General features: G+C 68.6%; 27 protein-coding genes. 5 read left to right on the forward strand and 22 right to left on the reverse strand.

The window, feature by feature from the left end:
- The first annotated feature begins 9 nt into the window (after positions 1-9).
- The 3 genes from LG334_RS03495 to dut are packed head-to-tail and all read left to right on the forward strand — an operon-like array spanning position 10 to position 1,795.
- A complete protein-coding gene (locus tag LG334_RS03495; RefSeq protein ID WP_404383326.1) occupies positions 10-843 on the forward strand; it encodes a thymidylate synthase in 834 nt (277 codons plus the stop codon).
- A complete protein-coding gene (locus tag LG334_RS03500) occupies positions 843-1,328 on the forward strand; it encodes a dihydrofolate reductase (RefSeq protein WP_404383328.1) in 486 nt (161 codons plus the stop codon). Before LG334_RS03495 ends, LG334_RS03500 begins: the two co-directional genes overlap by 1 nt.
- A complete protein-coding gene (gene dut, locus LG334_RS03505) occupies positions 1,325-1,795 on the forward strand; it encodes a dUTP diphosphatase (RefSeq protein ID WP_404383330.1) in 471 nt (156 codons plus the stop codon). Before LG334_RS03500 ends, dut begins: the two co-directional genes overlap by 4 nt.
- 151 nt (positions 1,796-1,946) lie before the next feature.
- Here the strand turns inward: dut and dcd are convergent, their stop codons facing one another.
- Both dcd and LG334_RS03515 read right to left on the reverse strand, forming a co-directional pair.
- The gene (gene dcd / locus LG334_RS03510) at positions 1,947-2,537 is read right to left on the reverse strand and encodes a dCTP deaminase (RefSeq protein ID WP_404383332.1); all 591 of its coding nucleotides are present in this window, start codon (positions 2,535-2,537) and stop codon (positions 1,947-1,949) included.
- Between the two features lie 66 nt (positions 2,538-2,603).
- Entirely contained in the window at positions 2,604-3,812 is a 1,209-nt protein-coding gene (locus LG334_RS03515) for a glycosyltransferase family 4 protein (RefSeq protein WP_404383334.1), read from the reverse strand.
- Positions 3,813-3,862: 50 nt separating this feature from the next.
- On the opposite strand from LG334_RS03515, the gene LG334_RS03520 reads away from it, so the two are divergent.
- Both LG334_RS03520 and LG334_RS03525 read left to right on the forward strand, forming a co-directional pair.
- Complete coding sequence (locus LG334_RS03520) at positions 3,863-4,654, forward strand: alpha/beta hydrolase (RefSeq protein ID WP_404383336.1); 792 nt, start codon at positions 3,863-3,865, stop codon at positions 4,652-4,654.
- A complete protein-coding gene (locus tag LG334_RS03525; RefSeq protein ID WP_404383338.1) occupies positions 4,651-5,094 on the forward strand; it encodes an NADAR family protein in 444 nt (147 codons plus the stop codon). The genes LG334_RS03520 and LG334_RS03525 overlap by 4 nt, the downstream gene beginning before the upstream one ends.
- A gap of 3 nt (positions 5,095-5,097) precedes the next feature.
- Here LG334_RS03525 and LG334_RS03530 read toward each other — a convergent pair whose 3' ends face one another.
- From LG334_RS03530 to LG334_RS03625, 20 genes are all read right to left on the reverse strand, one after another.
- Entirely contained in the window at positions 5,098-5,385 is a 288-nt protein-coding gene (locus tag LG334_RS03530) for a type II toxin-antitoxin system RelE/ParE family toxin (protein ID WP_404383340.1), read from the reverse strand.
- Positions 5,386-5,390: 5 nt separating this feature from the next.
- A complete protein-coding gene (locus LG334_RS03535) occupies positions 5,391-5,633 on the reverse strand; it encodes a CopG family ribbon-helix-helix protein (protein ID WP_404383342.1) in 243 nt (80 codons plus the stop codon).
- A 63-nt stretch (positions 5,634-5,696) separates the two neighbouring features.
- On the reverse strand, positions 5,697-6,167 hold the full coding sequence (locus LG334_RS03540; protein WP_404383344.1) for a DoxX family protein: 471 nt from the start codon (positions 6,165-6,167) through the stop codon (positions 5,697-5,699).
- Positions 6,168-6,369: 202 nt separating this feature from the next.
- Positions 6,370-7,224 (reverse strand): carboxylating nicotinate-nucleotide diphosphorylase, encoded by an 855-nt coding sequence (gene nadC, locus LG334_RS03545; RefSeq protein WP_404383346.1) that lies wholly within the window; start codon positions 7,222-7,224, stop codon positions 6,370-6,372.
- A gap of 191 nt (positions 7,225-7,415) precedes the next feature.
- Positions 7,416-8,945, reverse strand: a complete 1,530-nt coding sequence (locus tag LG334_RS03550) for an L-aspartate oxidase (protein WP_404386295.1) — start codon at positions 8,943-8,945, stop codon at positions 7,416-7,418.
- A gap of 4 nt (positions 8,946-8,949) precedes the next feature.
- Entirely contained in the window at positions 8,950-9,951 is a 1,002-nt protein-coding gene (gene nadA / locus LG334_RS03555; protein ID WP_404383348.1) for a quinolinate synthase NadA, read from the reverse strand.
- 321 nt (positions 9,952-10,272) lie between these two features.
- Positions 10,273-11,682 carry a class II fumarate hydratase gene (fumC, locus tag LG334_RS03560; protein WP_404383350.1) on the reverse strand — a complete coding sequence of 470 codons (1,410 nt, stop codon included), beginning with the start codon at positions 11,680-11,682 and terminating at the stop codon, positions 10,273-10,275.
- Positions 11,683-11,874: 192 nt separating this feature from the next.
- Entirely contained in the window at positions 11,875-12,321 is a 447-nt protein-coding gene (gene mscL / locus LG334_RS03565; protein ID WP_404383352.1) for a large conductance mechanosensitive channel protein MscL, read from the reverse strand.
- 414 nt (positions 12,322-12,735) lie between these two features.
- A complete protein-coding gene (locus tag LG334_RS03570; protein ID WP_404383354.1) occupies positions 12,736-13,080 on the reverse strand; it encodes a zinc ribbon domain-containing protein YjdM in 345 nt (114 codons plus the stop codon).
- Between the two features lie 45 nt (positions 13,081-13,125).
- Positions 13,126-13,884: a tRNA (guanine(46)-N(7))-methyltransferase TrmB gene (locus LG334_RS03575; RefSeq protein WP_404383356.1), complete on the reverse strand. Its 759-nt coding sequence runs from the start codon at positions 13,882-13,884 to the stop codon at positions 13,126-13,128.
- 65 nt (positions 13,885-13,949) lie between these two features.
- Positions 13,950-15,131 (reverse strand): methionine adenosyltransferase, encoded by a 1,182-nt coding sequence (gene metK / locus LG334_RS03580; protein ID WP_404383358.1) that lies wholly within the window; start codon positions 15,129-15,131, stop codon positions 13,950-13,952.
- A 241-nt stretch (positions 15,132-15,372) separates the two neighbouring features.
- Positions 15,373-15,891, reverse strand: coding sequence for a helix-turn-helix domain-containing protein (locus LG334_RS03585; RefSeq protein ID WP_404383360.1), 519 nt, complete (start codon positions 15,889-15,891; stop codon positions 15,373-15,375).
- Between the two features lie 175 nt (positions 15,892-16,066).
- Positions 16,067-17,650: an apolipoprotein N-acyltransferase gene (gene lnt / locus LG334_RS03590; RefSeq protein WP_404383362.1), complete on the reverse strand. Its 1,584-nt coding sequence runs from the start codon at positions 17,648-17,650 to the stop codon at positions 16,067-16,069.
- A gap of 62 nt (positions 17,651-17,712) precedes the next feature.
- Positions 17,713-18,636, reverse strand: coding sequence for a hemolysin family protein (locus LG334_RS03595; RefSeq protein WP_404383364.1), 924 nt, complete (start codon positions 18,634-18,636; stop codon positions 17,713-17,715).
- On the reverse strand, positions 18,633-19,238 hold the full coding sequence (gene ybeY / locus LG334_RS03600) for an rRNA maturation RNase YbeY (RefSeq protein ID WP_404383366.1): 606 nt from the start codon (positions 19,236-19,238) through the stop codon (positions 18,633-18,635). Before ybeY ends, LG334_RS03595 begins: the two co-directional genes overlap by 4 nt.
- Before the next feature lie 32 nt (positions 19,239-19,270).
- A complete protein-coding gene (locus LG334_RS03605) occupies positions 19,271-20,281 on the reverse strand; it encodes a PhoH family protein (protein ID WP_404383368.1) in 1,011 nt (336 codons plus the stop codon).
- A complete protein-coding gene (miaB, locus tag LG334_RS03610) occupies positions 20,278-21,693 on the reverse strand; it encodes a tRNA (N6-isopentenyl adenosine(37)-C2)-methylthiotransferase MiaB (RefSeq protein WP_404383370.1) in 1,416 nt (471 codons plus the stop codon). Before miaB ends, LG334_RS03605 begins: the two co-directional genes overlap by 4 nt.
- Positions 21,694-21,808: 115 nt before the next feature.
- Entirely contained in the window at positions 21,809-22,708 is a 900-nt protein-coding gene (locus LG334_RS03615) for a lysophospholipid acyltransferase family protein (RefSeq protein ID WP_404383372.1), read from the reverse strand.
- Between the two features lie 45 nt (positions 22,709-22,753).
- Positions 22,754-23,548 (reverse strand): GNAT family N-acetyltransferase, encoded by a 795-nt coding sequence (locus LG334_RS03620; RefSeq protein ID WP_404383374.1) that lies wholly within the window; start codon positions 23,546-23,548, stop codon positions 22,754-22,756.
- Positions 23,549-23,602: 54 nt separating this feature from the next.
- A complete protein-coding gene (locus LG334_RS03625; RefSeq protein ID WP_404383376.1) occupies positions 23,603-24,034 on the reverse strand; it encodes a Fur family transcriptional regulator in 432 nt (143 codons plus the stop codon).
- Between the last annotated feature and the right edge of the window lie 121 nt (positions 24,035-24,155).

Here is a 24,155-nt window from a genome sequence, read left to right on the forward strand (position 1 = left end):
CGCCAGAGCATGGACAATGTTCATGACCGGACCTACCTGCGGCTCCTCCGCGAGGTCCTGGAGCACGGGCAGCGCCGCGAGAACCGCACCGGCATCGCCACCTATTCCGTCTTCGGCGCCCAGATGCGGTTCGACCTGACGCAGGCCTTCCCGCTGCTGACGTCCAAGCGCGTGTTCTGGCGGGGTGTCGCCCATGAACTGCTGTGGTTCCTCAAGGGCGGCACCAACATCGGCTACCTGCTGGAAAACGGCGTCCACATCTGGGACGAGTGGGCCGATGAGAACGGCGACCTGGGCCCCGTCTACGGCGCCCAGTGGCGGGCATGGCCGGCGCGGGACGGCGGCACCATCGATCAGATCGCCGAAGCCGTGCGCCTGCTGCGCGAGGACCCCACCTCGCGCCGCATCATCGTCAGCGCCTGGAACCCGGCCGACCTGCCGGACATGGCGCTGGCGCCCTGCCACGCCTTCTTCCAGTTCAACAGCCGCGAAGGCGCCGACGGCCGGCGGATGCTGGACTGCCAGCTCTACCAGCGCTCCTGCGACATGTTCCTGGGCGTGCCCTTCAACATCGCGAGCTATGCCCTGCTGACGCACATGATGGCGGCGGTGACGGATCACGAACCGGGCGACTTCGTCTGGACCGGCGGCGACGTGCACCTCTACGACAACCACCTGGAGCAGGCGCGCCAGCAGTTGGCGCGCGAGGACGACTTGCCGCCGTCGCCGCGCCTGCGCATTGCGCGGACGGACGCCGCTTCCATCGACGATTTCTCTTTCGAGGACTTCGAGGTGCTGGACTACACGCCTCTGCCGGCCATCAAGGCCCCGGTGGCCGTGTGATGCGCATCGGGATCATCGTCGCGCGCGCCGAAAACGGCGTCATCGGGCACGAGGGCGGCATGCCCTGGGACATCCCCGAAGACCTGCGCCACTTCAAGCGCGTCACCTCGGGCGGGGCCGTCATCATGGGCCGGCGCACTTATGAAAGCATCGGCCGGCCGCTGCCCAAGCGGCTGAACGTGGTGGTCTCGCGCAGCATGGAGCCCGGCGAGCACGACGGTCTGGTGGTCGTCGACGGCTTCGACGCTGCACTTGATGCCTGCCGGGAACGCGGCTACGAGGATGTGTTTGCCATCGGCGGCGAGGCGATCTTCCGCGAGGCCCTGCCGCGCGCCGACCGCCTGTACCTGACCAACATCTTCGCCCGGCCCGAGGGCGACACCTTCTTTCCCGCCTTTGATGAAAGCGCCTGGACCGTCACCGAGCGCGACCCGCGCGACGGCTTCGAATTCCTCACCCTCATCCCCAAGGACGCCGCCCGATGACCGTGCCCATGACCGTGCAGATGAAGGTTCTGAACGATCGGATTCGGGAGCTTGGCCTGCCGTCCTACGGCTCCGACAAGGCCGCCGGTCTGGACCTGCGCGCCTGCGTGGAGGAGCCGGTCAGCGTGGCGCCGGGCCAGACGGTGATGGTGCCGACGGGCATCGCCCTGCACATCGACGATCCGGACTATGCGGGCTTCATCTACGCCCGTTCCGGCCTGGGTGCGAAGACCGGTCTGGTGCCGGGCAACCTGGTGGGGGTGATCGACGCCGATTACCAGGGCGAGGTCATGGTCGCGGCGTGGAACCGCAACCTGCCCGACGCCCAGCCCGTCACCATCAATCCCGGCGACCGCATCGCGCAGATGGTGATCGGCCGCGTGCAGCGGATCGTGCTGGAGGAAGTGGACGCCTTCGAGACGTCGGTGCGCGGCGTCGGCGGGTTCGGCTCCACCGGCGTGGCGTAACCGCCAGGCGGCGTCCAGCTATTTTCCGTTCGGGCGCTGTCGCGCCCGAACGACGTTCAAGCGCCGCTAAGGCTCACGCGCCTGACCGGTGCGGGGGCGCAGGTCGCGACCCTGTGTCGCGTATTTTGATCCGGTAGGATCAAGAAACGCTCTACTCCTTGTCCCGCTCTTGCCCGATGCGGCTGGGCAGGGGCATGAGCTGTTCCTTGTACTTGCTCTGCTCGCGCTCCGCATAGGCCTTGGAGACCGGCGACATCAGCGTCTCGAATGAAATGGCGCAGATGCGCATGCCGGGCCGCATGGCGAGCGGCAGCTTGCCACAGTTGAAGAACTCCAGCGTGATGCGCCCGCTCCAGCCGGGATCGATGGTGTGCGCGGTCGCATGCACCATCAGCCCCAGGCGGGCGAGGCTGCTGCGGCCGTCCAGGCGGCCGGCCAGGTCGTGCGGCAGGGTGACCTTCTGGATGGTGATGCCCAGGGCGAAGTCGCCGGGGTGCAGGTAGAACGGCTCGTTGTCCTGGACCTCGGTGGTGGTCATCAGCTCTTCCAGGTTGGCCGTCGGCTCGCCCTCGGGCGGGGCCAGATCCACGAAGGACGCCTTGCCGGGGCGGAAGCTGCGGAACCAGTTGCCCAACTGCAGGTCCACCGACATGGTGCCGACCTGGGACTGCGTCGGCAGCGGGTCTATCTGGATCTTTCCCTCGTCCAGGTAACGCCAGATGTCGGTGTCAGAGAGCTTCATGCCCGGAAAACTCCGCAAGATGTGCAGTTGCGGCCCTATCGCGCCGACAGCACCGTACACGCATTGTCAAGGCGCATCCAGCCCGAGCATCCGCCGGTAGACGTCCATTGTGGCGTCGACCATCCGATCCTTCGAGAAATTTTCCCGCACCCGCGTCATGGCCCGATCCTTGAGGGCGGCGCGCCCGCTCTCGTCCAGGGCCAGGGCGTCGTCGAGGGCGCGGGCCAGGTCGTCCGCGCTCTCGGGCCAGAACAGCCAGCCGGTTTCACCGCCGGGCTTGACGATTTCCGGTGCCGCCCCGTGGTTGGGGGCGACCACGGGACGGCCCATGGCGCCGGCTTCGGCGACCACGCGGCCGAAGGCCTCGGGGTCGGTGGAGGCCGACACCACGACGTCCGACAGCTTGTAGGCCGCCGGCATGTCGTCGCACTCGCCGACCAGGTGGACGGTGTCGCGCAACTCCAGGCGGGCGATCAGGTCGTCCAGCCCCTCGCGGTAGGCGGTGCGGCCCTGGTCGGAGCCCACCAGCAGGCATCGCACGGGGCGCGTCTTCATGCGGGCGAGGGCGCGGATGAGCAGTTCCTGCCCCTTCCAGCGGGTCAGCCGGCCGGGCATCAGGATCACCGGCACGCCGTCGGGCAGGCGCCAGCGCTGAACCAGCTGGATCATGCGCTCCTGGCTCACCCGGTCGGGATCGAAGCGGGCCACGTCCACCGCGCGGGGGATGACGGTGACCCGCTCGCCGGAGACGCCGTAGGTGATGGCGATATGGTCGCGGATGAAGTCGGAAATGGCGATCACCGCGTCGCCGTCGGCCATGACGGCATTGTAGATGCGCTTGAGCGGCCGCTCCAGCCCCTTGCCCAGGTTGTAGGTGCCGTGGAAGGTGGTGACGAAGGGCACGCCCAGCGCCCGGGCGGCGGCGCGGGCGCTCCAGGCCGGGGCGCGCGAGCGGGCGTGAACGATCTTCACGTTCTTCTCGCGGATGAGAGCCTTCAGCCGGTCCACGTTCTTGTGCATGACCAGCGGGTTCTTCGACGCCAGCGGCAGGGTGATGTGCTCGACGCCCATGCGGTCCAGCTCTCGCACCATGCGGCCGCCCTCGCTGGCGACGATGGCGCGGCCGCCGGCGGCGATGATGCCTTCCGCGATTTCGATGGTGCCGCGTTCGACGCCGCCCGTTTCCAGGCGCGGCAGGACTTGCAGGATGGTCGGCGCGTCCGTCGCCCCGGCGCGTTGGTGCCGGGCGCGGAGAGTGCTACTGTCGGGGCTCAATGGAAACCGGTCCGTCTATCGTCTTTATCTGAAAGGAGCGCGCAGTCCCCATGTCCGTCGACACGTCCGCCGCCCAATCGCCGCGCAGTCTACCACGCCCGGATGGCACGTCCATCGCCTACCACAAACTGGACGCCGGCCCGGAGAACGTTGGCAGGCCGGGGGTGGTCTTCATTCACGGACTGATGTCCGACATGGAGGGAGGCAAGGCTCTACACCTGGAAGAGCACTGTCGCAAGACCGGACGCGGCTTCATCCGTTTCGACACCTACGGCCACGGCAAAAGCTCCGGCCGCTTCCCCGACGGCACCATCGGCCGCTGGCGGGAAGACCTGCTGGCGATCCTCGACGAGGTGGCCGAGGGGCCGCAGGTTCTGGTGGGGTCGTCCATGGGCGGCTGGCTGATGCTGCTGGGCGCCATCGCGCGCCCCGACCGGGTGGCGGGGCTGCTGGGCATTGCGCCGGCGCCCGACTTCACCGAAGACCTCATGCTGCCGTCCTTCACGCCCGAGCAGATGCGGCAGCTGGAGGATCGCGGGCGGATCGAGGAACCGTCGGAGTATTCCGACCAGCCCTACATCATCTCCAAGAAGCTGCTGGACGACGGCCGCAACCACCTGCTGCTGCGCGGGCCCATGGACATCCGCTGCCCGGTGCGCCTGCTCCACGGCATGAAGGACGACAGCGTGCCGTGGGAGTGGTCCTTGAAGATCCAGGAGAGGGTCGCCAGCGACGACGTGGAGATCACCTTCATCAAGACCGGCGATCATCGCCTGTCGGAACCGGCCGACCTGGACCGCCTGACCCGCACGCTCGACGCCCTGCTGGAGCGCCTGGGGTGAGCGCCGGGGCCGAGGCGGGCGCCGCGCCGGCGGTGATCGACGATTTCGCCGGGGACTTCTTCTGGCTGTCGAACTTCTTCCCGTGCCCGGTGGAGCTGGACGGCGCGCTCTACATCACCGTGGAGAACGCCTTCCAGGCCGCCAAGACGCTCGACCTCGCGGCGCGCGCGGCCTTCGAGACCTGCGGCCCCGACGAGGCCAAGATGCGCGGCATGGCCGTCGCGCTGCGCCCGGACTGGGAGGCCGCGAAGGTGTCGGTGATGGAGGCCCTGCTGCGCGAGAAGTTCGCCATCCCCGCGCTGGCGCGGCGGCTGAAGGCGACGGGCACGGCGGAAATCGTCAACCGCAACGTCTTCGGCGACACCTTCTGGGGCGTCACCAGGGGCCAGGGCCGCAACGAACTGGGCAAGGCGCTGATGCGGGTGCGGGAGGGGCTGTAGGCGTCAGGGGCGGGGCGGCCGGTCGCGGGCGGTGTGGATGACGGAGACGATGAAAACGACGTCTGACCCCGCACGATACTTGTACTCAATGATGTAGGGCGCCGTCCGAACGACAAGTTCGCGCACGTCGCCTATAACCGGCCGCCCGAGGCGGGGATGGTCCTTCAGCAGCTTTGCGGCGTCTCTAATTCTCCGAGCAACTTTTTGGGCAGCTTTCGGATTATCAAGGCCGATGTATTCACGGATGGAGCGGAGGTGGGACTGAGCCTGGATCGTCCAGGTAATGCGCAACGGGCTTACCCGTTCTTGATCCAGTCATCGAAGAAGGCGTCCATCTCTTCTTCGGATACCAGGCGCCCCTCGTCAATATCCTTAAGGCCGCGTTGAATCCGGCGCATCTTCTCGGCGTGCCACGCGGCATAGTCCGCTACGGCCTCGCTGACGATATCCTCGACGGAGCGTCCGCCGGCCCGGCTCATTTCCGCCAGCACAGCTTTCGTCGCTTCGTCGACGTATCCTTCAACCTTGGTCTGCGGCATGTCTCTCTCCATCCCCCTCGCACGCTTGAGTATGAGGCGCGGCGGAGGGGATCGCAAGACACCCTACAACTCGCGCCCGATGGCGGCGTCGACGCTCATGCGGCCGGCGCCGCGGAAGGTGATGGCCAGCGCCACCAGGCCCCAGAACAGCGGATACTCATAGCCGCCGTCGGTCCAGTTGAAGCCGTTCGACCAGTGGACCACGAAGGCTGCCACCGCCATGAAGCCCACCACCTGCGCCGCCCAGAAGCGCGTCAGGAACCCGATGGCGATGCACAGGCCGCCCACCAGCTCCAGCACGCCGATATAGGTCGCGAGCGGCCCGGCGGGAGTGAAGCCCATGTTGCCGAAGGCCTCGATGGTGCCCGAAAGGCCGCCGCCGATCAGCTTCCCCCAGCCGTGCGGAATCAGCATGACGCCCGCCGCAAAGCGCACCAGCGGCCATGCGAACGGGTCGAAGGCACGTTCCAGCGGCGCCAGGAAGGGCAGGAGCGGGCGCGTGCGTGCGTCGGTGGTGGTGGTGCTGTCGGCCATGGCGGCGGCTCCCGCAGTTTTGGGTCTTATAGGCGTCGATGATTGAAATCATCAACGCTGCGTTCAGGCGGCACGCAGCCTCACGCGCCATAAGGCGCGGCGGCCGGCCGGCCTTGCCGGGCGACGGGATATCCATTTTTCATGCGTCGCCCGGTCTTAAGGACCACAACGCGAAAAGCCGCCCGCGGGTCTCACGCGGTGGTCACAGCACCTCGAAGTCCAGGCCGATGTCGAGCGCGGGGACGGAGTGGGTGAGGAAACCCAGCGACACGAGGTTCACCCCCGTCGCCGCCACGTCGGGCAGGTTCGCCAGCGTGATCCCGCCCGAAGCTTCCGTCGTCAGGCGCCCATCGACCCGCGCCACGGCCTCGCGCAGCACGTCCGGCCCCATGTTGTCGAGCAGCACTGCGTCCGCCATGCCCAGCGCCAGCACGGCGTCGAGTTGGTCCAGCGTGTCCACCTCAACCTCGATCTTCACCATGTGGCCGAGCGTCTGCCGCGCGCGGGTGAGTGCTGCCTCCACCCCGCCGGCGACGACGATGTGGTTGTCCTTGATGAGTACGCCGTCGTTCAGGCCGAAGCGGTGGTTGGTGCCGCCGCCGACGGCGACCGCGTACTTCTCCAGCCCCCGGAGGCCGGGCGTCGTCTTGCGCGTGCAGGCGATGTGGCAGCCGTGCGGCGCCGCGAGCGCCACGGCCTGCGCCGTGACGGTGGCGATGGCCGACAGCCGCGCCAGCAGGTTCAGCGCCACCCGCTCGCCGGTCAGCACGGCGCGCGCCGGGCCTTCCACCGTGGCGACGCAGGTGCCGGCGGCGACGTCGGCGCAGTCCTCATGGTGCGCCGTCACGCTCACCCGCTCGTCCAGCAGGGCGAAGGTGCGGCGGACGATGTCCATGCCCGCCACGCGGCCCGCCGCCCGGAAGTTGAACCGGCCGCGCGCGCGGTCCTCGGGCCGAACGGTCGCGTCGGTGGTCAGGTCGCCGGCCTGGCCCAGGTCCTCCCGCAGGGCGGTGAGCAGAAGCGGGTCGAGCTGGAAATCATAAAGCGCGCGGGTCACGTGGTCTTCTCCTGTAATGCATTCGGTGCCGATACCTGAGCGCTGGCGCGCGCGGGGCCAGCCCCGCACCCCGCCGGAGGCGGAAGCCTCCGGACCTCCACTTTTTCTGCTCCGGGCACGTTCCCCTCACCGGGAGCGCGAGGAGCCGCGCTCCTCGCAAAACATCGTTTGCGCGCCAGCGCAGAGCCCGCTCACGCCGCCGCCCTTGCGAACTCCAGCAGTTCCCGCGCCGTCACAACATGCCGCCGCGCCCAGGCGTCCACCGGCTGCGGGTGGTCGAGCCGCATGTGGGCGCCCCGGCTTTCCGTGCGTTCCAGGGCGGCGGCCGTCAGCAGGCGGGCGGCCAGGAGGGCGTTGGCGGCGCCGGGCGACAGGCGCGGGGCGTCCAGGTCTTCCAGGTCCGACAGCGCGGCGCAGAGGCCGGCGGCGTCGCGGGCGAGGCCCATGCGGGCGCTCATGATGCGGCGCACCGCGGCCAGGACGGCGCGGCTTGCCTCGGCGTCGGGCGCGGGTGTCGGGGGCAGGGTGGAGACGGGGTCGGCGGCGGTCGGCGGAATGTCCTCCCCCACGCGCCGGCCGAAGACCAGGGCTTCCAGCAGGGAGTTGGAGGCCAGCCGGTTGGCGCCGTGGACGCCGGTACACGCCGCCTCGCCGCAGGCCCAGAGGCCCGGCAGGCTGGTGCGCCCGTCGGCATCCGTCAGCACGCCGCCCATGTGGTAGTGCGCCGCGGGGGTGACGGGCACTGGCGCCGTGAACGGATCGAACCCGTGCTCCGCCAGCAGCGCCATGACCTGGGGGAAGGCGTCCGCCCCCCGCGCGGCCAGCGCCGGGCGCAGGTCGAGGAACACCGGCTTTCCCGCCGCCACGCGCCGGCCGATGGCACGCGCCACCACGTCGCGCGGCGCCAGGTCGGCCTGCGGGTGCTCGCCGGCCATGAAGGGCGTTCCGGCGGCATCGACCAGCACCGCCCCGGCACCGCGCAGGGCTTCCGTCAGCAGGGGCAGGCGGTCGCCCCCCTCAACGGCAAGCGCGGTCGGGTGGAACTGCACCATCTCCAGGTCCGCCAGCCGGGCGCCTGCGCGGGCGGCCATGGCGAGGCCGTCGGCGGTGGCGTCGGGGGGCGTGGTGGAGTGGGCGAACAGTCCGCCCACGCCCCCCGTCGCCAGCACCACCGGTCCGGCAAGCGTCAGGGCCTCGCCATCCGGCCCCAGCGCGTGCAGGCCGATCACGCCGCCGTCGCGCACGGCGAAGTTCAGGGCGATGGTGCGGTCGTGGAGGGTGATGGAGGACGATGCCGCCACCAGTTTCGCCAGGGTCTCCACCAGCAGGCGTCCGGTGGCATCGCCGCCCGCATGGACGACCCGATGGGCAGAGTGCGCCGCTTCCCGCCCCAGCGCCGGAGCGCCCGATGCATCGCGGTCGAGCGGCAGGCCGAGGTCCAGCAGGCGGCGGACCTCGGCCACGCCCGCTTCCGTCAGCAGCGCGGCCACGGCGGGATCGACGGTGCCGGCGCCCGCCGCCAGCGTGTCGGCGGCGTGGGCGGTCGGGCTGTCATCCGGCCCCAGCGCCACGGCGATGCCGCCCTGCGCCCAGGGGCTGGAGCCGCCGCCCAATCCATCGGCCTTCGTCACCAGCGCCACCGGCCGGGGCGCGAGGGCCAGCGCGCAGGCCAGCCCCGCCGCGCCCGAGCCGACGACGATGACCGGCGCCGGGTCGCGCATCAAGTCAGCGCCCCACCGCCAGCATGCGCTCCACCGAGGCGCGGGCGCGTTCCGCCATGTCGGCGGGGATTTCCACGCGCGGCTCCAGCGAGACCAGGGCGTCGCGGATGTTTTCCAGCGTGATCTTCTTCATGTGCGGGCACAGGTTGCAGGGCTGCACGAAGGCGGTCTCCGGCGCCTCGGCCTTCACGTTGTCGGCCATGGAACATTCGGTGACCATGAAGACGCTCTCGGGCTTCTTCTCGCGCACGAAGTCCTGCATCTGCGCCGTGGAGCCCACGAAGTCCGCCGCGCCCAGCACGTCCGGCGGGCATTCGGGGTGGGCGATGACGGTCAGGCCGGGGGTCGCGTCGCGGAAGTCGGTGATGTCCTGGGCGGTGAACTGCTCGTGCACCTCGCAGTGGCCGCGCCAGGGGATGATGCGGACATCGGTCTGCCCCGCCACGTAGTCGGCCAGGTATTCGTCGGGCAGGAAGATGACTTCCGGCACGCCAAGGCTTTCCACCACCTTCACGGCATTGCCCGAGGTGCAGCAGATGTCCACCTCCGCCTTCACGTCGGCCGAGGTGTTCACGTAGGCGACCACCGGCACGCCGGGGTGTTTGGCCTTCATGGCGCGCACGTCGGCGCCGGTGATCGACTCGGCCAGCGAGCAGCCGGCGCTCATGTCGGGCATGAGCACCGTCTTGGACGGGTTCAGCAGCTTCGCCGTTTCCGCCATGAAGTGCACGCCGGCCATGACGATCACATCGGCGTCGGTATCCACCGCCCGCGCGGCCAGGGCCAGGCTGTCGCCCACGATGTCGGAGACGCCGTGGAAGATGGCCGGGCTCATGTAGTTGTGGGCCAGCACGACGGCGTTCTTCTCGCGCTTGAGCGCGGCGATCTCGTCGATGAGGGGCGTCATCAGGGCCCATTCGGCCGGCGAGATCACGTGCCGCACCCTTTCAAACGCCGCCTGGTGGCGGGGGTCGAGGGGCGCGGTGTGGCTGGGGATGGCGTTCATGCCCGTCAGGCCTCCCAGGATTACAGTTCGCTGACAGAAAAGAAGAGGCGCGCACTATGCCCCGGTCGCACCGCAGCCCGTCAAGCACCAATTCTTGGGAACCTGAATATAGGTCGCACGAACGTTTGCGCTACAATGAGTTTCCCTTCAACTGAACGTAATCCGGCCTTGTGTTGCCTGAAGTCAAGGTGGCTTATGCGCGTCGGCGATTGACATCGCCGACGGTGCTTTCAAGCGCCACGCAGGCTCACGCGCCATAAGGCGCGGCGGCCCGTCGGCCTTGCCGGGCGACAACTGGCTGTTTTCATGCGTCGCCCGGAATCACCGCCCGACCATCTCCGACGGCTTGACCAGGCGGTCGAAGTCTTCCGGGCTGACGTGCCCCAACTCCGCCGCCGCTTCCTTCAGGGTCTTGCGGGTCTTGTGGGCGTGCTTGGCAACCGCCGCCGCCTTGTCGTAGCCGATGTGCGGGTTGAGTGCCGTCACCAGCATGAGCGACTTGTGCAACAGGTCGGCGATGCGTTCCTCGTCGGCCTGGATGCCCACCACGCAGTTGTCGGTGAAGCTGCGCGCCCCGTCGGCCAGCAGGCGGATGCTCTGGAGCGTCGCGTAGGCGATCACCGGCTTGTAGGCATTCAGCTCCATGTGCCCCTGCGACCCTGCCATTGTGACGGCCACATGGTTGCCCATGACCTGGCAGCACAGCATGGTCAGCGCCTCCGCCTGGGTCGGGTTCACCTTGCCGGGCATGATGGAGGAGCCGGGCTCGTTCTCCGGCAGCATCAACTCGCCCAACCCGCAGCGCGGGCCGGAGCCGAGCAGGCGGATGTCGTTGGCAATCTTGCTGAGCGACGCCGCGATGGTGTTGAGCATCCCCGAAAGCTCCACCAGCGCGTCATGGGCGGCCATGGCCTCGAAGGTGTTGGGGGCGGGGGTGAAGGGCAGGCCGGTCAGGTCCGACAACTCCTGACAGAACCGCTCCCGGAAGCCCGGCACGGTGTTGAGCCCGGTGCCGACGGCGGTGCCGCCCTGGGCGACGTCCAGCAGGCGGGGCATGGTCGCGCCCAGGCGCTCGATCGCCAGTTCCACCTGCCGCTGATAGGCGCTGAACTCCTGCCCCAGCGTCAGCGGCGTGGCGTCCTGAAGGTGGGTGCGGCCGATCTTCACGATGGAGTCGAAGGCCTTCACCCGCGCCGCCAGGGCATTGCGCAGGGATTCCAGCGCCGGGATGAGGTGGTGCGTGACCTCGCGCGCCGCCGCGATGTGCATGACGGTGGGGAAGCTGTCGTTGGTGGACTGGCCCCGGTTGACGTGGTCGTTGGGGTGGACGGGCGCCTTTGTCCCCATCTCGCCGCCGAGGATTTCGATGGCCCGGTTGGCGATGACCTCGTTGGCGTTCATGTTGGTCTGGGTGCCCGAGCCCGTCTGCCAGACCTTGAGCGGAAAGTGGTCGGAGAGTTTCCCCGCCGCCACCTCGCCGGCGGCCTGGTCGACGGCGGGGAAGATGTCGTCGGGCAGGTTCTCCAGCGCATGATTGGCCCGCGCCGCCGCCTGCTTCTGAAGCCCGAAGGCGCGGACGAGGGCTTCGGGCATGGTCTCGGTGGAGATGCGGAAGTTCTGCAAAGACCGCTGCGTCTGCGCGCCCCAATAGCGGTCGGCGGGCACCTCCAGCTCGCCCATGCTGTCGGATTCGATGCGGACCGGCTGGCTGGCGGCGGCGTCGGCGGACATGGCGGGGCCTCCTGCGGTGGGTGTGAAGGGGGTGCTTTATATGCATCGATGATTGAAATCATCGATGCTGCGTTCAGTCGGCACGCAGCCTCACGCGCCATAAGGCGCGGCGGCCAGTCGGCCTTGCCGGGCGACAAGTGTGCGACTTCTTGTGTCGCCCGGTATCACACATGAGAACGCGGGAGGCGGGTGTTAGGGCTGCCGGTCGCGCTGTTCCTTGAGCAGGTCGCGGATTTCCTCCAGCAGAACCTCGGAATGCGGGCGCGGCGGCGGCTCGGGCGCCTTGGCCGGCACCTCCTCCGCCCTGCGCTTGAGCCGGTTCATGCCGCGCACCAGCAGGAACAGCGCCCAGGAGACGATGAGGAAGGTGATGATGGTGTTGATGAAGACGCCATAGTTGATGGTCGGCGCCCCGGCCGCCGTCGCCTCGGCAAGCGAGGCGTAGGACTGGTTGGAGAGGTTGATGTAAAGCTCGGAGAAATCCATCCCGCCGGTGAGGTAGCCGAGCGGCGGCATGATGATGTCGCGCACCAGGGACGTGGTAATCGCCCCGAACGCGGTGCCGATGACCACCGCCACGGCCAGGTCCACCACGTTGCCCTTGATGGCGAAGGTCTTGAATTCCTGAATAATCCGCACGCGGTCCTCCGTTTGCGGTCGCTGTTGTTCATGGATATGAACGCGGGCGGAAGGGGAGGTGGATGAATGGGATGGGTGTGGAAAAGGCTGCTTTTGTGCCTGGGAACGGAGAAGTGTGGGGCTTGTCGTATTCCGTCGGCCGGGAGGGGAGAAAGTCTCGGATTGCCACGCGCCGCGTCCCGTTAAACTGGTGCGCCGACCAGTGTAGGGAGTCGGTCGGACAAGTCCACTCTTCGAATAGAGAGCCCACCCCTTGTAACTTAGCATGTGCCGAATCCGGTATGATACCGGTTGCGGTGGCGGACGAGAGACCGACGCCCCTCAGGGACACCAAGCCCGTGTGTGAGCCGGGGTCCTCGTCCGCCGTTCCATCGAACCCGAACAGTCGCTTGGGCCGCTCGAAGCGAAGCCCGCTCACGCCTTCTTCACGAACTCCGACTTCAGGTTCATGGCGCCGATGCCGTCGATCTTGCAGGCGATGTTGTGGCCGTCGGTGGCGTCCGCCAGGCGGATGTTCTTGACCTTGGTGCCGCTCTTTACCACCGCGGACGACCCCTTCACCTTCAGGTCCTTTATGACGGTCACCGCGTCGCCGTCGGCCAGCGCGTTGCCGTTGGAGTCGCGCACGGCCGCGTCCTCTTCCGGCGCGGCGGCGGCGGCGCCGTCCGCCCACTCATGGGCGCACTCGGGGCAGTTCCACAGGGACCCGTCGTGATAGGCGAGGTCCGACTGGCACTGGGGGCAGGTCGTGGCGTCCAAGAGTGTTGTCCTTCCCTAAGGCCCCGGCCGCGTCGGGGCGCCTGCTTACTCGCCCCGCCCAACCCGCCGGAACGTCATGTAGTGGGGCGCGCCCCGGATCTGCTTGGCTTCGTAGCGGGTCGGGAAGCCGTCCGCCCAGCGTTCGCGCCAGTCCTCGGGGCGGGTGGCGGTCCAGCGGAACAGGGGGTGGTTGGTGGCCTGGATGAGGCTCCAGCGCACGTACACCTTGTCGTCGGACGCCACGCGCAGTTCCGCGCCGTCGCGCATCAACTCCGCCAGCACGTCCAGCACCGCGACGTTGACGAAGCGGCGGCGGGCGTGGCGGGGCTTGGGCCAGGGATCGGGGAACAGCACCCATACGCGCTCCAGGCTGCGGGGCGGGATCGCCGGCAGCAGAAGGCGCACGTCGTCGGTGAAGACGCGGATGTTGGTCAGCCCCTTTTCCTCGATCTGCATCAACAGCGCGCCGACGCCGTTGATGAAGGGCTCGGCGCCGATGAAGCCGACGTCGGGGTGCGCCTCCGCCTGGGCCACCAGATGCTCGCCGTTGCCGAAGCCGACCTCCAGCTGATAGGCGCGCTTCTCCTCGCCGAACAGGGCGGCCAGGTCCAGGGTCTCGCCCTCGGCCGGTTCGGGGATGTGGAGCTTCGGCAGCAGCTCGTCGATGAGGCGCGCGCGGGTGGACTTCAGGCGCTTGCCCTTGCGGCGGCCGTAGAACTTGGGGTCGTCGGGACGAAACAGGGCGCCGGCTTCATCCGCCGGCGCCCCTTTCTTCGTCCGCGTCGCGTGGCGCGGATCAACCATGTGCATTCGGTCCTGTCTGTGCGGGACGCGGCCGATCTTGGCGCCGCGTCCCGTTCAGGCTCAACTTACGCCGTGGCGGTGGCGCCGAAGGCGGTCTTCAGCTCGTCCACCAGGTCCAGCTTCTCCCACGAGAAGCCGCCGTCGGCCTCGGCCTGGCGGCCGAAGTGGCCGTAGGCGGCGGTGCGGGCGTAGATGGGGCGGTTCAGCTGCAGGTGGGTGCGGATGCCGCGCGGGCTGAGGTTCATCAGCTCCTGCAGCACGGCGGCCAGCTTCACCTGGTCCACCTCGGCGGTGCCGAAGCAGTCGACGTAGACCGACAGCGGCTTGGCGACGCCGATGGCATAGGACAGCTGGATCAGGCACTTCTTGGCCAGGCCCGCGCCGACGACGTTCTTCGCCAGGTAGCGCGCGGCATAGGCGGCGGAGCGGTCGACCTTCGTCGGGTCCTTGCCGGAGAACGCGCCGCCGCCGTGCGGGGCAGCACCCCCGTAGGTGTCGACGATGATCTTGCGGCCCGTCAGGCCGCAGTCACCGTCCGGGCCGCCGATGACGAATCGGCCGGTCGGGTTGACGTACAGCTCTTCCTCGGGGCACATCCAGCCCTCGGGCAGGGCGTCGACCACGAAGGGGCGCACGGTCTCGCGCACTTCTTCCGTGGTGACGTGCTCGTCGTGCTGGGTGGAGACGACGACCGACGTCGCGCCCACGGGCTTGCCGTTCACGTATCGCAGGGTCACCTGGCTCTTGGCGTCGGGGCCGAAGGGCACCGTCTTGGCGTGGCGCGCGGCGGCCATGGCCTTCAGGATGCGGTGCGACAGGGCGATGGGGGCCGGCATCAGCTCGTCGGTCTCGTCGCAGGCGTAGCCGAACATGATGCCCTGGTCGCCGGCGCCTTCATCCTTGTTGCCGGCGGCGTCGACGCCGACGGCGATGTCGGCGGACTGGCTGTGCACGTGGCAGGCGACTTCCGCGGTCTGCCAGTGGAAGCCTTCCTGCTCGTAGCCGATCTCGCGGATGGCCTCGCGGGCCTTCTCGATCAGCATGTCATGGGTGATGGAGCCGGGGCCGCGCACCTCGCCGGCCAGGACGACACGATTGGTGGTCGCCAGTGTCTCCACAGCGACGCGCGCTTCGGGGTCGGCGGCCAGATAGGTGTCGACGATGGCGTCGGAGATGCGGTCGCACACCTTGTCCGGGTGGCCCTCGGAAACGGACTCGCTGGTAAACAGGTAATCAGCTTGAGACACTGCGGCATCCCTCCATTAACAAGCCCCTGCGCCCCCGGGGAACGGGGTGGGGCGATTGTTCCGGAGACAAGCCGTCAGCCTCCGGAGGTTAGGAGGCAGGACGTAACGAAAAAAGGGCGCGAACGCAAGCGCAATCGCGCCTTATGCCGAAGTGCTCCGCGGTGTGCGACAGGCGGCAAGGTGCCGGTCCGGGAGAAGAACGCAAGTAAAGGAGTTAAATCCTTCGGATCGTTCAGAAACTTTATTGCTCAGGCTCGGGCTCGCCGTCGCGCCCTTCGTTGCCGGCGGCGCTCTGGGCCAGCGTCTTGGTCAGGTCGTAGATGCGCTTGCGGATGGAGGGATCGATGATGCGGTAGTACGACCGCACCAGCTCCAGCGTCTCGCGCTTGGTCATGGGGTCGGCCTCGGCCTCGGTCTCCTCTTCGGCGCCGCGCATGACGTTGCGCGGGCTGCGGCTGGCGACACTGTCGTCCATCTCCTCGAAGAAGAACGACACCGGCACGTCCAGCACGCGGGACAGGTCCCACAGGCGGCTGGCGCCGATGCGGTTGGCGCCGCGCTCGTACTTCTGGACCTGCTGGAAGGTCAGGCCGATGGCCTCGCCCAGCTTTTCCTGGCTGAGCCCCAGCAGCGTGCGCCGCAGCCGGACCCGGCTGCCGACGTGCACGTCCACCGGGTTCGGCTTGCCCGACGGCATGCGGCCGCGGGAGGACCGGCGCGCCGACTCGTCGACGGAGGAAGCGTGCGGGAGTGAATTCATGGCCTCAACCCCAAGGAATCCGACAGTGGCACGACGGGCGCGACGCTTCGGCGAGGGGGGCGGGTTCCAACCCTGCTATGCCTTTGGGACCATGTTGTCCGCCGGGAACAAGCCCGACCGTCGCGTATCTCCGTCGTCAGACGTGTGGGGGAAACGTCGCTGAAACCGGCGCGGTTCACGCAGCGTCGCAGAATTGCCGTCGACGCATCCGCAACCAGAAGGCGCAGGCCGCAAGGGCTGCTGCACCGGCCAAAGGTATGAAGTTGCCGCCGCGTGCATAAAGGGTGGGGGCAAGTGCCGGCGGCAGCACGGCGTCGACCACGCCGGCGGTGCCCAGCGGCTGCACGGCGATCACGCGGCCGTAGGCATCGACGACGCCGGAGATTCCCGTGTTGGCGGCGCGCACCAGCGGCAGGCCTTCCTCCACCGCCCGCAGGCGCGACGTCGCCCAGTGCTGGAAGGGACCGGCGGAGATGCCGTACCAGCCGTCGTTGGTGACGTTCAGCAGCCAGCCGGGACGGTTGGCCGCGTCCAGCACGATCTGTCCCGGGAAGATCACCTCGTAGCAGATCAGCGGCCCGGCCGGCGGCAGGCCGGGCAGGGTCATGAGCCGCGGTCCGGTGCCGAAGCTGAAGTCGGTGGAGCCGGGGGTGACCTTTTCCAGCGGCAACACGTCGCGCAGGGGGACATATTCGCCAAACGGCACCAGGTGCATCTTGTCGTAGGTGTCCAGGATGGTGCCGTCAGGCTTCAGCGCCACCAGGCTGTTCCACACCTGGAAGGGCGCGTCGCCGCGGGGCGTCATGCGCGGCGCGCCGGTCAGCAGCACCCCGCCCGGCGGCGCCGCATGGGCGGCCAGGCGCCGGCGTTCGTGGTCCAGGTTGACCGCGAAGGGGGCGGCCGTCTCGGGCCAGATGACGGCGTCAAGCTCGGCAAAGCCGTCCTGCTGCGACAACTCCACATGACGCAGCAGGTTGTCGTCGCGCTTGTCCTGCTTCCACTTGTCGATCTGGGGGATGTGGGGCTGCACGATGCGCAGGCGCGGGCCGTCCGCCGGCGCGACATCGGCGGTGGCAAGCCGCACCGCTCCCAGCCCGGCGGCCACCGCCAGCACGCCCCACGCGGCGGCGATCGTCGCCAGACCGGGGCGGCGATCCGGGTCCGGCCGGTCTCCGACCAGCGCGAGGGCGGCGAAGGCCAGCATGGTGAGCAGGCTCAGACCGTAGGTGCCGACGAAGGCGGTCGTCTGAAGCACGGCGTCGACCGGCATCCAGGCGCTCGCCAGCGGGTTCCAGGGAAAGCCGGTGAGGAACCAGCCGCGCACCCACTCCAGCGCGCCCCAGGCGGCGGCCAGCGTCAGCACCCGCGCCGGGCCGCTGGTGCCGGCCAGGCGGGCAAGCGCGGCGGCGGCGGCCGGAAAGATCGCCATCAGCCCGCCCAGACCGCCGACGGCGAAGGGGATCATCCAGCCGAAGCGCTCGGCATCGATGAGCAGGGCGTTGGCGATCCAGTAGAAGCCGGTGGCGAAGTGCCCCAGCCCGAACAGCCAGCCGATGCCCAGCGCTCCGCGCCAGCTCTTGGTGCCGTCGATCAGCCACACCAGAAGGGGCAGGGTGACCAGCAGCACCGGCATGGCGTGGACCGGCGGCAGGGCCAGCGTCGTCAGCATGCCCAAAAGCACGGCGAGCCCCGCGCGCGTCCAGCCGGTCAGCGCGGCGGTGCGGTCCTTGAGGCGGTCGAGGCGGTCGAACAGGCGCACGCAGGGACTCTCCGGTCGGCGGGGCGAAGGAAAATGCAGCGGGACGGGACGGCCTGCGCCGGTCAGTCCTCGCCCGTTTCGGGGCGGCTGCTGGGCTCGGGCACGTTGCGCAGGCGCAGGCGGCGGATGCGGCGGGGATCGGCGTCGATGATCTCGAACTCCAGCCCGCTTTCCGGGTGGCGCACCAGTTCCCCGCGCGCCGGAATGCGGCCGAGGATGCGGAACACCAGGCCGCCGAGCGTGTCGATCTCCTCGCGCTCTTCCTCCGTCGTGATGGGGGCGTAGCGCTCCTCGAAGTCTTCCAGCGGCACGCGGGCGTCGGCGATGACCGTGCCGTCGCCGTGGTCGATCATTTCCGGCTCGACCTCGGTGTCGTGCTCGTCCTCGATCTCGCCGACGATCTGCTCCACCACGTCCTCGATGGTCAGCAGGCCGTCGATGCCGCCGTATTCGTCCACCACCAGCGCCATGTGCGTGCGCTTGAGCCGCATTTCCAGAAGCAGGTCCAGCACCCGGATCGACGGCGAGACGAACAGCACGCGGCGCAGCAGGTGCTCCAGCTTGACCGGCCGGCCCTTATTGACGACGGCCACCAGGTCCTTGATGTGGACCATGCCCAGCACGTCGTCCAGCGTCTCGCGGTAGATGGGCAGGCGCGAGTGGCCGACGCGGGCCATCAGCTCCGTCACCTCGGGCAGAGGCGTGTTCATCTCCACCGCGATGATGTCGGCGCGCGGGATCATGACGTCGTAGGCCGTCATGTCGCGCAGCTTGAAGATGTTGCCCAGCAGCACGTGTTCGTGCTCGTCAATGGGCAGATCGTCGGACTCGCGCTCCTCGATCAGTTCCTCCAGCGCCTCGCGCACGGAATGATCGCCGTTGCGCTTGCGCAGGCCTCTGATCCACTGCCGCAAGCCCTGCATCAGGCCATTGTCTGTCTCCGCCCCGACGGTGCGGGGCTGGCTACTGGAGCTTTGGTCGTTCATCTCTCTCGTTCCGGAGGCGGGGCCGCCGCCTCCTCCTGTTGATCGTCCGGGTGAGGGTCGGGCGCGTAGGGGTCGGGGAGGCCGTGGTCGCGCAGGATCGCCGTTTCCAGCGCCTCCATCTCCTCGGCCTCGGCGTCCGCCTCGTGGTCGAAGCCCAGGCAGTGCAGGACGCCGTGCACCACCAGATGGAACAGGTGGTCGCCGACGGGCTTGCCGGCCTCCGACGCCTCCACCGTGCAGGTTTCCAGCGCCAGGATAACATCGCCCAGGAACAGAGGTTCACCGGGCGGCGGGGGCGGCGCCGTCTCGTCGTCCAGCGTGGCGAATGACAGCACGTTGGTCGGCTTGTCCTTGCCGCGGTAGTCGCGGTTGAGCGCGCGCACCGCCGCATCGTCGGCCAGCACGACGGTAAGCTCGGCGGCGTCCGGCGGTGCGGGGTCGAAGCTGTCGGCGGCGGCGCGGGCATAGGCGGCACGCGCCGCCCGCTCTGCGATGGCGGGCGCGTCGGGGATGGTATCGGCCCACCGCGACTCCTCGACCATCACCTCGACGGTGAGGCGGGAGGCGGTGGGCTTTCCACTAGGGGCAGGGTCGCCGGACATGGCTGGGGGCGTGTCCTTGGTCTGAAGCGGCGTCAGCGGCGCGGGCGTCCGTGGTTCTGCGGTTGCGCCGGGCCGACCCGGTCGCGCTGGTCGTAGGCATGCACGATCCGCGTGACCAGATCATGGCGCACCACGTCGCGGTGGCTGAAGTGCACCGTGCCGATGCCCGGCTGCTCCTCCAGCACCTCCAGCGCGTCCTTCAGGCCGGACTTGGCACCCAGCGGCAGGTCCACCTGGCTCAGGTCGCCGGTGATGACCATGCGGGAGTTTTCGCCCAGGCGCGTGAGGAACATCTTCATTTGGGTCGGCGTGGTGTTCTGCGCCTCGTCCAGGATGATGAAGGCGTTGGACAGCGTCCGCCCGCGCATGAAGGCCAGCGGCGCCACCTCGATTGTGCCGGCCTCCAGTTCCTTCACCACCTGGTCGCCCGGCATCATGTCGTACAGCGCGTCATAGAGCGGGCGCAGGTAGGGGTCGATCTTCTCGCGCATGTCGCCGGGCAGAAAGCCCAGGCGCTCGCCGGCTTCCACGGCGGGACGAGACAGGATCAGCCGGTCCACCTTGCCGGCCACCTTCATGGACACGGCCTGGGCGACCGCCATGTAGGTCTTGCCCGTGCCGGCGGGGCCCATGCCGAAGACCAACTCGTGGTCGCGCATGGACCGCACGTAGGACGCCTGCGTGCCGCTGCGCGGAATGACGTGGCGCTTGCGGGTCCGGATGGTCAGGTCCTCGCCGCCGGACTCGCCGGTGACGTGGGCGCCCTTCATGCGCACCACGGCGTCGATCTCGCCGAAGGTGATGTCGTGGTTCTGCTTGGCCCGGCGGTAGAGCGTGTCGAGCGCCGCCTCGGCCTCCTTGGCCTCGGTTTCCGGCCCGGTGATGACCACCGTGTTGCCGATGGCATTCAAAGACACGCCCAGGCGTTCCTCGATGCGGTCCAGATTGGCGTTGGCCGGCCCGAAGAGCACCTGGAGCAGACCGTTGTCGTCGAACTGGCAGGTGATTTCCGTGCTCTCGCCGTGGGTCGCCGTCTGGGTCACGCGCACGCCCTTTCGCTGGAGTGAGGCGGGTCCGCCGCGGCCACAAGCTCGCCGCCCAGGCTGTTGGGCCCGGCCGAGACGATGCGCAGGCGCGCGATGGTGTTCCGCAGGTCGGCCGGCGCGGTCACGTGCACCGGCTGCATGTATGGGCTGCGGCCGAGCAACTGACCCGGAAGCTTGCCCACGCGGTCGAGCAGCACGTCCATCTCGCGCCCGACACAGTCCTGGTTGAAGGCGATCTGCTGGCGTTGCAGCAGTGCCTGAAGCTCCGCCAGCCGGGCGTCCTTCTCGTCCTCGGGCACCTGGTTGGGCATGGCCGAGGCCGGCGTTCCGGGACGCGGGCTGTACTTGAAGCTGTAGGCCTGGATGAAGCCGATTTCGTCGACCAGCGCCATGGTGTCGCGGAAGTCCTTGTCGGTCTCGCCGGGGAAGCCGACGATGAAGTCCGACGACAGCGCAAGGTCGTCGCGCGACCCCTTCAGCCCCGCCACGATCTCGCGATAGCGGTCGCGGGTGTGGCCCCGGTTCATGGCGCGCAGGATGCGGTCGGACCCCGACTGCACCGGCAGGTGGATGAACGGCATCATCTGCGGCAGGTCGCGGTGGGCGGCGATCAGCGCGTCGTCCACGTCGCGCGGGTGCGAGGTGGTGTAGCGGATGCGCTCCAGCCCCGGAATTTTCGCAAGTGCCCGGCACAGGTGGCCGAGGCCCGCTTCCGCGCCGTCCGCGCCGACGCCGTGGTAGGCGTTGACGTTCTGACCCAGAAGCGTGATCTCGCGCACGCCGGCCTCGACCAGCCCGCGCGCTTCCGCCACCACGGCCTCAACCGGCCGGGAGTATTCGGCACCGCGGGTGTAGGGCACGACGCAGAAGGTGCAGAACTTGTCGCAGCCTTCCTGAATGGAAAGGAAGGCGCTCGGCCCCTCGGCGCGCGGAGCGGGCAGGAAGTCGAACTTGGCCTCTTCCGGGAAGTCGGTGTTCAGCACGCCCCGGCCGGGACCGGCGGCCTTGTCGTCACCGTTGGCACGGGCTGCGGCGGCGCGCTCGGCCTGGGCGACCATCTCCGGCAGCTTGTGGTAGGCCTGCGGGCCCAGCACGATGTCCACGTAGGGCGCGCGGGCCAGGATTTCCTCGCCCTCGGCCTGGGCGACACAGCCGGCGACGGCGATGAGCAGGTCGCCCTTGCCTTCCGCCTTGCGCTCTTCGCGCAGCAGGCGCAGGCGGCCCAGCTCGGAGAACACTTTCTCCGACGCCTTCTCGCGGATGTGGCAGGTATTGAGGATCACCATGTCGGCGCCGTCGGGCGCCTGCGCCGGAGCATAGCCGATGGGAGCCAGGACGTCCGCCATGCGACCGGAGTCGTAGACGTTCATCTGGCACCCGTAGGTCTTGATATAGAGATGTTTTTTCAAGGGTATGTCTGAACCGTTCCGGCTTCCCTGCAAGATGATCCCGCCCGCGTGGGCGCGGCTGCGCGCCCGAGGTGATGAACTGATCCTCTGAGAGTTAGCACCGGGGCCGCATAAGTCAAGTTACGGCGTCGGGGGAGCGGGCGGCGTCGACCGCCGCGGCAGCCGGTTCGGCCGGTTGTCCGGGCAGCGCCGCCGTGTCCGTGACCGGCTCCCGCCCCGGCAGCGGCGGGGGCGGCGGGTCGTCGCGGCCATGCAGGGCGCGGGAAACGCCGTTGCGCACCGTCTCCTCGCACCAGCGCGACAGGTCGCGGCGGTGGGCGAAGGGGGCGGCGGTGACCGGTTCGTGGAACTCCACCTCCACGGTGACGCGGCCGAAGCCCAGAAGCGCCCACAGGTGGCTTGCCAGGTCCATGTCGCCATACCAGGCGTACAGCGGCCGCCAACCGTAGCCCATGGGAAGGCCGTCCACGCGGGTGTAGGCGATGGACACCGGCTGAACCCAGACCTCTTCGCCCTCAACCGGCTTTTCCGCCACGTTGAACAGGGTGGTCTTGAACGGCAGCACGCGGTTGCCGTCGTTCGAGGTGCCCTCGGGGAACAGAATCAGCGGCTCGCGCACCGTCACCAGGCGGCGGACGATCTCGTTGCGCTGCTTCAGTGCCGCGGATCGCTTGCGGTCGACGAAGACGGTGCGGCCCAGCTTGGCGATAACGCCGAAGCCCGGCCAGTTCGCGACCTCCGATTTCGCGACGAAGGCGCCGTTCACGACACTGCCCAGCACCACGATGTCCATATAGCTGGTGTGGTTGGCGACAATCACCAGCGGGCGCTTCTCGGTCCGCGCGCCGCGCACGACGACATCCGTGTTGGTGATGCGGCAGACGGTGCTCCAGTAGAACCGTGCCATGGCGCGATAGGGGCCGCCCACCGCCATGACCAGCACATAGGGCGGAATGACGAGAAGCGTCCACAGGACGAAGAACAGAAGCCGGATCGCGGCGATGACATGCGACATGATGACCGTCCTCCGCCTTTTTGCTCCGCCGCCCTGAAGCGCCCGTCAGTCCTGTTCGCGGGCGGTACGGTCGTAGTGGCGGTAATACTTCTCGCTCACCAGATCCGTCTTCACCATGATGCAGACGTCGGTGGTGTTGAACTGGTGGTCCACCACCGCGCCATCGCCGACGAAGCCGCCCAGCCGCAGGTAGCCCTTGAACAGCGGCGGCAGGCTGGCGAGCGCCCGGCGGGCGTCGATCTGGTCGGCGGGCATCAGGTCCATGGGCGCATAGCGCTCGGGCAGGGCCTTGGGCCGCAGGTCCTCGGGCGCCATGTGGTTGTGGTGCAGGTAGGACAGCGGCACCGCCAGGTCCTTGGGATCGGTGCCGTGAAGCGAGGCGCAGCCGAACATCAGGTCGATGTTGTGGTGGAACACATAGGCCGCGATGCCGCGCCACAGAAGCTGCATGGTCGACTTTGAGCGGTACGCCGCATCGACGCAGGACCGGCCCAGTTCCATGAGGTTGCCACCATTCTTGAGCAGCGGCGCGATGTCGTATTCGTCCGAGGTGTAGAACCGGCCGGCCTTCTCCGCCTGTTCCTGCCGGGTCAGACGGTAGGTGCCGATGATGCCTTCCGGTCCCGTCCCGCGCGTGCGGTCGATGACGAGCAGGTGGTCGCAGTAGTCGTCGAACTCGTCGAAGTCGCGCTTCACCTCCGCCATTTCCGGCGTCGGCCTGGCACCCAATTCCTCGTAGAACACCCGGTAGCGAAGCGCCTGCGAAGCCTTGACCTCGGCCTCGTCGGTGGCGACGCGGATTTCGTGGTCGCCGGCGGTCAGGGGGGCAAAGGAGGTCATGAAATATCCCGGTCGAGCTCTGTCGGATGACGACGCGCGCACGCGCTGGGCGCGTCAGCGGTTCCCTGTCTTATCATCCTCGGCGAGCGGAACGCCATAGAGTTCCAGCCGATGGCCCACCAGCCGGTAGCCGTAGCGCCGCGCGATCTCCTTCTGCAGGGCCTCGATCTCTTCCGAATGGAATTCGATGACCGAGCCCGTGTTGATGTCGATGAGGTGGTCGTGGTGGTCCTCCGACGCTTCCTCGTAACGGGCGCGGCCATCGCCGAAGTCGTGGCGCTCCAGGATCTCCGCTTCCTCAAGAAGGCGCACGGTCCGGTAGACCGTGGCGATGGAGATTTTGGGGTCGACCTCGGTGGCGCGGCGGTAGACCTCCTCCACGTCGGGGTGGTCGTCCGCTTCCGACAGCACGCGGGCGATCACCCGGCGCTGCTCGGTCATCTTCATGCCCTTTTCGAGGCACCGCTGCTCGATCCGAGACGTCATGGGCGGCTGGTCTTTCCCTGATCTGGCTGGTTGGTGGCGTGTCGCGAACGCCACGCGATACTAGTCGCCCGACGGGCAAAAGGAAAGGCGTCGTCCGCCCGCACCGGCGACGACGCCTTCA

It is taken from the genome of Caenispirillum salinarum, assembly GCF_044803115.1.
Lineage (GTDB): Bacteria > Pseudomonadota > Alphaproteobacteria > Rhodospirillales > Rhodospirillaceae > Caenispirillum > Caenispirillum salinarum_A.